10 protein-coding genes are annotated in these 11,775 nt (G+C 63.7%); 3 read left to right on the top strand and 7 right to left on the bottom strand.

Annotated features, from left to right (window positions below):
• Window positions 1-35: 35 nt before the first annotated feature.
• A complete protein-coding gene (ilvD, locus tag ABM562_RS21980; RefSeq protein WP_093377274.1) occupies window positions 36-1,877 on the bottom strand; it encodes a dihydroxy-acid dehydratase in 1,842 nt (613 codons plus the stop codon).
• A 315-nt stretch (window positions 1,878-2,192) separates the two neighbouring features.
• Between ilvD and ABM562_RS21975 the strand changes: the two genes are divergently transcribed.
• Window positions 2,193-3,866 carry a DUF4153 domain-containing protein gene (locus ABM562_RS21975; protein WP_460423325.1) on the top strand — a complete coding sequence of 558 codons (1,674 nt, stop codon included), beginning with the start codon at window positions 2,193-2,195 and terminating at the stop codon, window positions 3,864-3,866.
• Window positions 3,867-3,923: 57 nt separating this feature from the next.
• Here the strand turns inward: ABM562_RS21975 and ABM562_RS21970 are convergent, their stop codons facing one another.
• Window positions 3,924-5,120 (bottom strand): class I SAM-dependent rRNA methyltransferase, encoded by a 1,197-nt coding sequence (locus ABM562_RS21970; protein ID WP_010222172.1) that lies wholly within the window; start codon window positions 5,118-5,120, stop codon window positions 3,924-3,926.
• A gap of 208 nt (window positions 5,121-5,328) precedes the next feature.
• Here ABM562_RS21970 and ABM562_RS21965 point away from each other — a divergent pair, with 208 nt between their 5' ends.
• Together ABM562_RS21965 and mutM are read left to right on the top strand one after the other, a co-directional pair.
• Window positions 5,329-6,141, top strand: coding sequence for an HDOD domain-containing protein (locus tag ABM562_RS21965; RefSeq protein WP_166675626.1), 813 nt, complete (start codon window positions 5,329-5,331; stop codon window positions 6,139-6,141).
• A gap of 3 nt (window positions 6,142-6,144) precedes the next feature.
• Window positions 6,145-6,957, top strand: coding sequence for a bifunctional DNA-formamidopyrimidine glycosylase/DNA-(apurinic or apyrimidinic site) lyase (gene mutM / locus ABM562_RS21960; protein WP_115089419.1), 813 nt, complete (start codon window positions 6,145-6,147; stop codon window positions 6,955-6,957).
• Between the two features lie 6 nt (window positions 6,958-6,963).
• Here mutM and ggt read toward each other — a convergent pair whose 3' ends face one another.
• The 5 genes from ggt to ABM562_RS21935 form a co-directional block, all read right to left on the bottom strand.
• The gene (ggt, locus tag ABM562_RS21955; protein WP_460423323.1) at window positions 6,964-8,652 is read right to left on the bottom strand and encodes a gamma-glutamyltransferase; all 1,689 of its coding nucleotides are present in this window, start codon (window positions 8,650-8,652) and stop codon (window positions 6,964-6,966) included.
• Window positions 8,652-8,903, bottom strand: coding sequence for a YfhL family 4Fe-4S dicluster ferredoxin (locus tag ABM562_RS21950; protein ID WP_038997674.1), 252 nt, complete (start codon window positions 8,901-8,903; stop codon window positions 8,652-8,654). The genes ggt and ABM562_RS21950 overlap by 1 nt, the downstream gene beginning before the upstream one ends.
• A gap of 108 nt (window positions 8,904-9,011) precedes the next feature.
• Window positions 9,012-9,491, bottom strand: coding sequence for a pantetheine-phosphate adenylyltransferase (gene coaD / locus ABM562_RS21945; RefSeq protein WP_115089417.1), 480 nt, complete (start codon window positions 9,489-9,491; stop codon window positions 9,012-9,014).
• 112 nt (window positions 9,492-9,603) lie between these two features.
• Complete coding sequence (locus tag ABM562_RS21940) at window positions 9,604-11,202, bottom strand: GMC family oxidoreductase (RefSeq protein WP_115089416.1); 1,599 nt, start codon at window positions 11,200-11,202, stop codon at window positions 9,604-9,606.
• 27 nt (window positions 11,203-11,229) lie between these two features.
• Window positions 11,230-11,763 (bottom strand): twin-arginine translocation pathway signal protein, encoded by a 534-nt coding sequence (locus ABM562_RS21935; protein WP_115089415.1) that lies wholly within the window; start codon window positions 11,761-11,763, stop codon window positions 11,230-11,232.
• Window positions 11,764-11,775: the final 12 nt, after the last annotated feature.

Genomic DNA, 11,775 nt, shown 5'->3' with positions numbered 1-11,775 from the left:
GCACAAGGCGTCGGTTTTTGCACCGCCAGAACGACTTACAGCCCGTCGAGCAGCGCCTTGTTGCGGACCGCGCCCTTGTCGGCGCTGGTCGCCAGCAGGGCATAAGCCTTCAGCGCAGTGGTCACTTTGCGTGGCCGCGCTTCGACCGGTTTCCAGCCTTTCTTGTCCTGTTCCACTCGGCGCGCGGCCAGCTCTTCATCGCTGACCAGCAGGTTGATCGAGCGGTTGGGGATGTCGATCAACACCTTGTCGCCGTCCTGCACCAGGCCAATCGCGCCGCCGGCTGCGGCTTCTGGCGAAGCGTGGCCAATCGACAGGCCCGAGGTACCGCCAGAGAAACGGCCGTCGGTGAGCAGTGCACAGGCTTTGCCCAGGCCTTTGGACTTGAGGTACGAAGTCGGGTAGAGCATTTCTTGCATGCCCGGGCCGCCCTTCGGGCCTTCGTAGCGGATGATGACGATGTCGCCTGCCTTCACTTCGTCAGCAAGGATGCCGCGTACGGCGCTGTCCTGGCTTTCGAAGATCTTCGCGTTGCCTTCGAAGACGTGGATCGACTCGTCGACGCCGGCGGTTTTCACCACGCAGCCGTCCAGGGCGATGTTGCCGTACAGCACGGCCAGGCCGCCTTCTTGCGAATAGGCGTGCTCGACGCTGCGGATGCAGCCGTTTTCGCGGTCGTCATCCAGGCTCGGCCAACGGGTCGACTGGCTGAACGCGGTCTGGGTCGGGATACCGGCCGGGCCCGCCTTGAAGAAATGGTGAACCGCTTCGTCGCTGGTCTGGGTGATGTCCCACTTGGCGATGGCTTCTTCCATGCTCGGGCTGTGCACGGTCGGCAGGTCGGTGTGCAGCAGACCGCCACGGGCCAGCGACCCAAGGATGCTGAAGATGCCACCGGCGCGGTGGACGTCTTCCATGTGGTACTTCTGGATGTTCGGCGCCACCTTGCACAGTTGCGGCACTTTGCGCGACAGGCGATCGATGTCGCGCAGATCGAAAGCGATCTCGGCTTCCTGGGCGGCGGCCAGCAGGTGCAGGATGGTGTTGGTCGAACCACCCATGGCGATGTCCAGCATCATGGCGTTCTCGAACGCCTTGAAGTTGGCGATGTTACGCGGCAGCACGCTCTGGTCGTTGTCGCCGTAGTAGCGCTTGCACAGCTCGACGATGGTACGGCCAGCCTGCAGGAACAGCTGTTCGCGATCGCTGTGGGTGGCCAGGGTCGAACCGTTGCCCGGCAGGGCCAGGCCCAGGGCTTCGGTCAGGCAGTTCATCGAGTTGGCGGTGAACATGCCGGAACACGAACCGCAGGTCGGGCAGGCGCTGCGCTCGTACTCGGCGACTTTTTCGTCGCTGGCGGTGGAGTCGGCGGCAATGACCATGGCGTCGACCAGGTCCAGGCCGTGGCTGGCCAGTTTGGTCTTGCCGGCTTCCATCGGCCCGCCGGAGACAAAGATCACCGGGATGTTCAGGCGCAGCGCGGCCATCAGCATGCCGGGGGTGATCTTGTCGCAGTTGGAGATGCAGACGATGGCGTCGGCGCAGTGGGCGTTGACCATGTACTCGACCGAGTCGGCAATGATCTCGCGGCTAGGCAGCGAATAGAGCATGCCGTCATGGCCCATGGCGATGCCGTCGTCGACCGCGATGGTGTTGAATTCCTTGGCCACGCCACCGGCGCGTTCGATCTCGCGGGCGACCAGCTGGCCCAGGTCCTTCAGGTGCACGTGGCCCGGGACGAACTGGGTGAACGAGTTGGCGATGGCGATGATCGGTTTCTTGAAGTCTTCGTCCTTCATCCCGGTGGCACGCCAGAGGGCGCGGGCGCCGGCCATATTGCGGCCGTGGGTGGACGTTTTCGAGCGGTAATCAGGCATGAAGCACTCCTGGCGGCTAATCAGGTAACAAAAAGGGGAGTGAGCTTCTCTTGTCCTTTGCACCGAAGGCAGGTGGCCGCTGGTACGGATGAAGCCGAGATCGCCGCGGGATCGCCGTGCGCTCGGCCAGAGCTCATAAACCCGCCGGGGATGACTGGCGATGAATAGCCCGATTCTACACCGCCACGGCCTTGAGGGAATGGCGTTGTGATAATTGGCCGTTGGCGCAGCCAGCAAGGTAAAGGCCTTGGCGTCGGTTGCCAGGCTTTAGGTAGACTTGCGCCCTTCGCACCCCACTGGCCAAAAGGATTTGCAATGCCTGCGATAAGTCGATCTTTACTGTTCTACCTGGCTATCGGCCTGATTCAGGGCCTGGTGTTCCTCTACGCCAGGCACGTCCAAATCGATATCGCCGGGCTGCCATTCGGCCTGTGCGCCGCCGTGCTGGTGGCCGGGGTCAACCTGCAACTGCTTGGCAGTGCAGTGCTGCATCGCGGTACGGGCTGGCTGGTACTGGGCTTGACGCTGCTGATCGGCTTTATCAGCAGCTGGACCTTCAGTCAGGACACCCTGGGCTGGGTCTGGCAGAGCTCATGGGTGGCTGCGGTTGCCGTCACCTACATCGGCACCGCCTTCATCCTCAGCTGGCCGACCCGCGAAGGCCTGCGGCTGCGCTATGAAGACCTGTTCCGGCATGCCTGGAACAACATCTTCATCGTCCTCCTGGCACTGCTGTTCACCCTGTTGTTCTGGCTGCTGCTGTGGTTGTGCGGACGCCTGTTCCTGATGCTCGGCATCCCCCAGGTCGAAGACGTGCTGACCTCGGCGCCAGTAGTGCGCATCGGCCTGGCGGTAGTGTTCTCCCTGGGGATGCGCATGGGCCTGGAGAACGAAAAAGTCATCGGCCTGCTGCGCGGCGTGCTACTGACCCTGTGTCGTGTGTTGCTGCCACTGAGCGCACTGATCGCCGTACTGTTCAGCCTGATGCTGCCGTTTACCGGGTTGCAGCCGATCTGGAGTACCGGCTACTCGACCACCATCTTGTTGTTGCTGGTGGTCATCAACCTGTTTTTGGTCAACGGCGTGTTCCAGGATGGCCATCAGGCCAATCCCTATCCGAGCGTGCTCAAGCGCCTGGTCGAGGCCTGCTTGCTGTGCTTGCCGGTACTGGTGGCGCTGGCGGGCTATTCAAGCTGGTTGCGGGTAAATCAGTATGGCCTTACGCCTGAGCGCATCCTCGCCCTGTTGCTGATCGGTGTGATGCAGGTTCACAGCCTGGCCGCACTCTGGGCAGTGTTCGCCTCGCGCCAGGGCTGGTTGCACAGCCTGCGGGTCAGCAACCCGTGGATTGCCCTGCTCAGCGCGGTGCTCGTGGTGCTGTTCTATACGCCGCTGCTGAACCCTTTGCAGCTCAGTGCAAACAACCAGGTCGAGCGTCTGCTTAGCGGGCGTACCGCGATCCAGGAATTCGATGCCAGAACTTTGTACCACCGCCTGGGCAAGCCGGGACGTGAGGCGTTCAAGGCGCTGGAAGCGCGGCTCAAGACTGACGAACTGTTCGACGCCGAAGGACGGAAAAAGCTGCAGTGGATCATGGATGAAGCCCACCCGCTGTACGCCGACGACAGTCACGCCCCGAACCTTGAATGGCTGGGGCCTGAGCAACCTGGCAGCGAGGAGTTCGCCACGATGGTCATGGCCCTGAGCCAATGCGGCGGCAAGGGTTGTTTCCTGTGGGGGGTGGACATGGATGGCGACGGGCGCAACGAAGTGTTGATGATCCCGCGGCACACCTACGCATCCAGCGTTTTCCTGTTTGCCCGCGAGGGCAAGGGGGAGTGGCGCGAAGTCGGTAGCCTGCACAGTATTCGCGATAACACCGAGCGACTGGTTCAGTTGATCCGCAGTGGGCAGATGAAACCGGTGATGCCACGTTACAAGACGCTGACCCTCGATGGTATCGATTTGACCTGGCAGCCCAACCGCTAGCGTATTGCAGGCAAAAAAATCCCGGCACCTGGCCGGGATTTTTTATTGCACCACGCCTTAGCTGTTCGGCAGCAGGCGGCAGGTGATGCTCTTGATGTAGCGGGTTTCCGGGATCGCCGGGTGGACCGGGTGATCCGGGCCCTGGCCGCCGCGTTCGAGCAGTTGGATGTTGCGGTCCAGGTGGCGGGCGCTGGTCAGCAGGATGTTCTGCAGGTCGTCTTCCGGCAGGTGCATCGAGCAGGATGCACTGACCAGGATGCCGTCCTTGGTCAGCAGGCGCATGGCTTGTTCGTTCAGGCGGCGGTAGGCGCCCTCGCCGTTTTTCAGGTCTTTCTTGCGCTTGATGAAGGCGGGCGGGTCGGCCACGATCACGTCGAAACGCTCTTCGGAGGCCTTGAGCTCTTTCAGCGCTTCGAACACGTCGCCTTCGATGCAGGTCAGCTTCTCGGCAATGCCGTTGAGCCCGGCGTTACGCTCGACGCCGTCCAGGGCAAAGCCCGAGGCATCGACGCAGAACACTTCGCTGGCGCCAAAGGCACCGGCCTGTACGCCCCAGCCACCGATGTAGCTGAACAGGTCGAGCACGCGCTTGCCTTTGACGTACGGCGCCAGACGCGCGCGGTTCATGCGGTGGTCGTAGAACCAGCCGGTCTTCTGGCCTTCCATGACCGGCGCTTCGAACTTCACGCCGTTCTCTTCCAGGGCCACCCACTCCGGTACCAGGCCGAACACGGTTTCGACGTAACGGCCCAGGCCTTCGGCATCGCGCGCGGCCGAGTCGTTCTTGAACAGGATGCCGGTCGGCTTGAGCACCTGGACCAGGGCGGCTACGACGTCATCCTTGTGCTGCTCCATGGTCGCCGAAGCAAGCTGGACCACCAGGATGTCGCCGAAACGATCGACCACCAGGCCCGGCAGCAAGTCGGAATCACCGTACACCAGGCGGTAGAACGGCTTGTCGAACAGGCGCTCACGCAGCGACAGGGCAACGTTGATGCGGTGCACCAGCAGCGACTTGTCCAGGGCCAGCTTGGCGTCACGCGACAGCAGGCGGGCGCAGATCAGGTTGTTCGGGCTCATGGCAACGACGCCCAAAGCCTTGCCGCCGGCGGTTTCGAGGATCGCCTGGTCACCGGCCTTGAAGCCATGCAGCGGGGTCGCGGCGACGTCGATTTCGTTGCTGTAGACCCACAGGTGGCCAGCGCGCAGGCGGCGGTCGGCATTGGCTTTGAGACGAAGGCTGGGCAGGGACATGACGTCGCTCCGGGAAAAAAGAGCGGGATTATAGCGCGATGCCTGCCGTGTCGATGGGGAATAGCGACAAATTGCAACAGAGCGGTGGCCTTTAGCTTCACCCCTGGCCAGTACGATCGGGTTAGAATCGCCGCTCAGCCCCGAGTGTGTACTTATGTCCCAGGAACTCTCCGCCGAACAGATCCAGAACGCCCTGCAAGGCATCAGCGTGCCGCCGCAGCCGCAGATCATGGTTGACCTGCAGTTCGAACAATACATGCCCGACCCCGACCTGGAGGTGATCGCCAAGCTGATCTCCCAGGACCCGGGCTTGTCCGGGGCATTGCTCAAGCTGGTCAACTCGCCGTACTACGGCCTGAGCAACAAGATCGCCTCGATCCAGCGTGCGGTGAATCTGCTCGGCAGCCGCTCGATCATCAATCTGATCAATGCGCAGTCGATCAAGGGCGAGATGAGCGACGACACCATCGTCACCCTCAACCGTTTCTGGGACACCGCCCAGGACGTGGCCATGACCTGCCTGACCCTGGCCAAGCGCATCGGCTCCCAGGCGGTGGACGAAGCCTATGCCCTGGGCCTGTTCCACGATTGTGGCGTGCCGCTGATGCTCAAGCGCTTCCCCGAGTACATGAGCGTGCTCGAGGATGCCTACGCCAGTGCCGGCGCCGAACAGCGGGTGGTCGATACCGAAAACCAGGTGTTCAACACCAACCATGCGGTGGTCGGGTACTACACCGCCAAGTCGTGGCGCCTGCCCGAGCACCTGAGCAATGCCATTGCCAACCATCACAACGCCCTGGCGGTGTTCAGCGATGACTCGGCGCGCAACAGCCAGTTGAAGAACCTGCTGGCGATCCTGAAGATGGCCGAGCACATCTGTGCCTCCTACCGGGTGCTGGGCAACCAGAGCGTCGACCACGAATGGAATACCGTCGGGCACCTGGTGCTCGATTATGTCGGCCTGTCCGAGTATGACTTCGAGAACCTCAAGCAGACCATTCGCGAACTGGGCGGTCACTGATCCATGCCGGAATTGCCAGAAGTCGAAACCACCCGGCGCGGTATTGCGCCTTACCTGGAAGGCCAGCGGGTCAGCCGGGTGATCGTGCGCGACCGGCGCCTGCGCTGGCCGATCCCCGAGGACCTCGACATTCGCCTGTCCGGGCAGCGTTTCGTCAAGGTCGAGCGGCGCGCCAAGTACCTGCTGCTCAATGCCGAGGTTGGCACCCTGATCAGCCATCTGGGCATGTCCGGCAACTTGCGCCTGGTCGAGATCGGCCTGCCGGCGGCCAAGCACGAGCATGTGGATATCGAACTGGAGTCGGGCCTGGCCCTGCGCTACACCGACCCGCGGCGCTTCGGGGCGATGCTGTGGAGCCTCGATCCGCTCAATCATGAGCTGCTGATCAAGCTCGGCCCGGAACCCCTGACCGATCTGTTCGACGGCGAGCGGCTGTTCCAGCTGTCACGCGGCCGCTCCATGGCGGTCAAGCCGTTCATCATGGACAACGCGGTGGTGGTCGGGGTGGGCAATATCTATGCGACCGAGGCGCTGTTCGCCGCTGGCATTGATCCGCGCCGTGAAGCCGGGAGCATTTCCCGGGCGCGTTACCTGAAGCTGGCGATCGAGATCAAACGCATCCTGGCCTGCGCCATCGAGCGCGGCGGCACCACCTTGCGCGACTTTATCGGTGGCGACGGCCAGCCGGGCTACTTCCAGCAGGAACTGTTCGTCTACGGGCGTGGGGAAGAGCCGTGCAAGGTGTGTGGCAGCATCCTGCGTGAGGTCAAGCTCGGCCAGCGCGCCAGCGTCTTCTGCCTACGCTGCCAGAAGTGAAGGTGTTTAGCGCGGGCTGAGCACCTGCGCGGCGCCCACGCCGCGGGGGTCGCTGGCGGCTTCGAGGGTTTGCCCGGCCTTGTCCCAGTACAGTACTTGCTGATTGCCGTAGGTCCGCCCCAGGTCCTTGAGCTGGTAGCCGCGTGCCTGCAGTTCACGCTGCTGCCCGGTGCTGAACGCCCCCGGCTCGTGCTCGACCACATCCGGCAGGTACTGGTGGTGATAGCGCGGCACCGCCGGCCAGTCGGCCACCGGCTTGCCCTCAAGAAAGCCCATCATCGACAGCAGCACCATGCTCGGAATGCGGCTGCCGCCCGGTGTGCCGAAGGCGGCGAACTGGGTCGGGCTCTCGATAAAGCTCGGGCTCATGCTCGACAGCGGCCGTTTACCGGCGGCCACGGCGTTGGCCTGGCTGCCGGCCAGGCCATAACTGTTGCTGCCACGCGGGTCGGCGGCAAAGTCATCCATTTCGTTGTTCAGCACCACACCGGTACCGGGGGCGCTGAAGGCGGCGCCGAACGGCAGGTTGACCGACAGTGTCGCGGCCACGGCATTGCCGTCGGCATCGATCAGCGCAAAGTGAGTGGTGTGATCACCTTCGCGCCAGGCCGGGGCGGGCGGCAGGCTGTTGCTGGGCGTGGCCTGGTGCGCGTCGATGCTGTCGGCCAGCGAAGTCAGGTAATTGCGTGCGAGCAGTTGTGGCAACGGGTTGGCGACGTAGTCCGGATCGCCGAGCAGACCGCGGTCGCGATAGGCCCGGCGCAACACTTCCAGCACGTAATGACTGCGCTGCACCGGCTCGGCGCTTTGCCAGGGCAGGCGCTGCAGCATCGCCAGGCTCTGGGCCAGGGCCACGCCACCGGCCGAGGGCGGCGGAGCGCTGATCAGTTCACGCTGGCCGGCAAGCTGGTAGCGCAGCGGCTCGCGTTTGGCGGTGCGGTAGTTGGCCAGGTCATCCAGGCGCCAGATGCCCCCTGCAGCTTGTACGCCCTCAACCATGGCCTGAGCGGTAGGGCCGGCATAGAAGCCGTCGCGGCCCTGGCTGGCGATGCGCTCAAGGGTAATGGCCAGTTGCGGTTGGCGGATCTGAGCGCCAAGGGCCGGTACTTCACCATTGATGAGGAACAGCCGGGCGCTTTCCGGGTCGTCGCGCAATGCGCTCAAGCGCATCTGCGCGCGGTCGCGGTAAATGCGGTCGACGGCAAAACCCTGGTTGGCCAGACGAATGGCAGGAGCCAGGGTGCTTTGCAGCGGCAGCTTGCCGTAATGGGCAGCGAGATCCGCGAGTGCTGCCGGCAAGCCGGGAATCGCTGCCGCCAGCGGGCCATTGATCGACAACCCCGGTTGGACCTTGCCGTCCTTGAGGTACATGGCTTCGCTGGCTCTGCCTGGCGCGCGCTCGCGAGCGTCGATAAAGGTATAGCGGGCGGGCGTTTCGCCTTCGCGCAGAAGGAAGAATCCGCCGCCGCCAAGGCCGGAGCCATAGGGCTCGACCACCGCCAGCGCGGCGCTGACGGCAATGGCGGCGTCAAAGGCGTTACCGCCCTGCTCGAGAATTTCCCGCGCAGCGGCGGTGGCTTCGGCATGGGGTGTGGCAATCGCCGCGCGACCCGGGCCTTCTGCCTGGGCACAGGCAGCCCCTAGCGCCAGGGTGGCGCCCAGTACCAGCGGTATGAGTCGGGCGACGAACGGCATCAGGCCTTGCCGGTGATTCGGCGGTATTTTTCCATCAGCTGCGCTTCGGTCTCCGGATGGGCTTCATCCAGAGGGATGCAGTCTACCGGGCAGACTTGCTGGCATTGCGGCTCGTCGTAGTGACCCACGCACTGGGTGCACAGGTTGGGGTCGATCACGTAGATCTCTTCGCCTTGAGAGATCGCAGCGTTCGGGCACTCGGGTTCGCAGACGTCGCAATTGATGCAATCGTCGGTGATGATCAGGGACATGGGGACTCCGGCCAGGGCTCAGAACCCAGGCATTTGAAAACCAATGGGCATAATTGTGCCGCATTAGCGCCCGCAGTGCACGCGGGCGCCGTGGTCAAATCGCCAATGTCACTTTTTGAAGCGTTCGGTCAGGGCCTCGGCCACCACCGGGTGGACGAATTTGGTGATGTCGCCGCCCAGCGCCGCGATTTCCCGGACCAGGGTCGAGGAAATGAACGAATAACGCTCCGAAGGGGTAAGGAACAGGCTCTCGACGTCGGGGGCCAGCTGGCGGTTCATGTTCGCCAGCTGAAACTCGTACTCGAAGTCCGAAACAGCCCGCAGGCCGCGCAGGAAAACATTGGCCTGCTGTTCCTTGGCAAAATGCGCCAGCAAGGTGGAGAAGCCGAGGACTTCGACATTGGGCAGGTGCTTGGTGACCTCACGAGCCAGTTCCACCCGTTGTTCCAGCGGGAACAATGGGTTTTTCTTCGGGCTGGCGGCGACCGCAATGATCACTTGGTCGAACAGCCGCGAGGCTCGCTCGACCAGATCGCCATGGCCCTTGGTAATAGGGTCGAAAGTACCTGGGTACAACACTCGGTTCATCGCGTCGTCCTGGCAGGAGTGCGTTGGGGAGTCGGATGGTATCGCAGCAATGGCGGTCGGCCAAGTCGCCCGCGCACGCTGAAGGCACTATAGACAGTGAGGCCATTTGTTGTCATCTGCCGGCTGCCAGGCGCTCGGCCAGGGCGTCACTGAGCCGCGCAGTCAGGCCATACACCGACAATTGCGGGTTGGCACCGATGCTGGTGGGGAACAGTGAACCGTCGTGGATCGACAGGTTGGCCAGCTGATGATGCCGTCCCAGGCTGTCACACACTGCCTGGCGTGGGTCCTCGCCCATGGCGCAGCCGCCCATGACATGGGCGCTGCCCAGGCGGGTACGAAACAGCTCAAGATTCAGCCCGTCGATCATTTGCCGGGCTTCGGCCAGGGTTTTCACATGGCGGGCATCGCTGTGCACCGGCAGCACACTTTCGGCACCCGCCGCGAACTGGATCTCGGCCATGCTCTGGAAAGCCCGGCGCACGCCATCCCAGGCATAGGGCGAGACCTGATAGTCGAGCACCGGCGAGCCATCGCCACGCAGTTGCACCTCGCCACCGACGCTGTCCGGGTGAAAACCGTCGCGCAGCAGGGCGAGCATTACGTGGGTATGCGGCAGTTGCTCCATGCGCAGGGCGTTTTCTTTGCCGAAGCTGCCCAGCAGGGTGCTGGCCAGCGCTGGATGCAGGGGCGGTACTTCGAGCTTGTAGCCAATCGGCCCGCTAACGCCGTCGCGCCACTGGAAATGGTCGGAATAGATCGACTGCGGCGCACCGTAGAACGGGTTGACCTGGTCCTTGAACAGCCCGGCGCTGAAGTTGACCAGGTGCAGGAAGGTGCGTTTGCCCAGGCGCTCGTGGGGGTCCGGAGCCTCGGAGCGCAGCAGCAGGCCCGGGCTGTTGATACCGCCACCGGCGAGGATGTAATGCCGGGCCTTGACCCGGATTTTGCGGCCGGTCGGCTCGACGCAGCGCGCGTCCATGGCCACGCAGTGCAGACCGCTGATCTGTTCACCGTTGTGTTCCAGGCGCTCGGCCCGGGCCAGATAAAGCAGCTCGCCGCCGTGCTCGAGGGTCGCTGGAATGCTGGTGACCAGCATCGACTGCTTGGCGTTGACCGGGCAACCCATGCCGCAATAGCCCAGGTTCCAGCAGCCGCGCACGTTGCGCGGGATCACCTTCCAGTTGTAGCCCAGCGCTTCGCAGCCGCGGCGTAGCGCCTCGTTGTTGGCGTTGGGCGGCATGATCCACGGCTCGATGCCCAGGCGTTGCTCCATACGTGCGAACCACGGCGCCAGTTCGGCGCTGCTCAGGCCCTTGACGCCATGTTCCCTGGCCCAGTGCTCCAGCGTGGGCTCGGGTGTACGAAAGCTCGAGGTCCAGTTGATCAGGGTCGTGCCGCCGACCGCGCGGCCTTGCAAAATGGTGATGGCGCCGTCCTTGCTCATACGGCCGATCCCTTCCTGGTAGAGGCTGGCGTAGGCCTGGTCTTCGAGCATGTGGAAGTCGCTGCTGGTTTTCAGCGGGCCTTCTTCGATCAGCAGCACCTTGAAACCGGCGGCGCTGAGCAGCTCGGCACTGGTGGCACCCCCGGCGCCGCTGCCGATGATGGCGATATCGGTTTCCAGGCTCAGGTCCTGGTCCAGGCGCGAGGCGTCACGGGTTTTCCAGCCACGGCCAAGGCCGTCGCGGAACAGGTCGGGTACGGGCATCTTCAGCCTCTTGTCGTTATGGGGGGATCAGACCTTGGGTGGCCCCGGGTAGCCGCAATGGGCCCAGGATTCAGGCAGTTCGTACCAGGCCATGTGCAGCAGTTGCAGCAGCGAGGCGTGGCCCATGCGCAGCAGGTTCAGCGAGCTGTCCTGCCAGCGTTGCAGAAAGGCTTCGATTTGCGTGCTGCTGGCGTTGTCCCAACTGCCCCAGATGCCGGTCAACGGCCCGCGGGTGACCGCCATGGCAAGCACGTCGAACAGCTGCCGGGTCAGCTTGAGCATGGCCGGCGACAGGGCAGCGAGCTTGTTGTCCAGCCTGCGTAGCAAGGCTTCGCGGTTGTCCGCCGCCTTGGTGCCGGCCAGAACTACCGGAATCAGGGCCTGAACAATCGGCAGGTCGTTCTGGCGCAGGGCAGTGAAGCCGCTGGCCGGTGTTTGCGCCGAGCAGCCGCTGAGGCTGGCACCCAGCCCGGCAGTGGCGAGAAAAGCGCTGGCGCCGAGGCTGAGCTTGAGCAGCCCGCGCCGGCTCAGCGCGGGGTTTACAGGCAGGCTTGTGGTCATTGTTATCAGGCC

Source organism: Pseudomonas sp. ZL2 (genome assembly GCF_054788455.1).
Note: the sequence above shows the minus strand (reverse complement) of the source record. Positions and strands in the feature narration are given on the sequence as shown.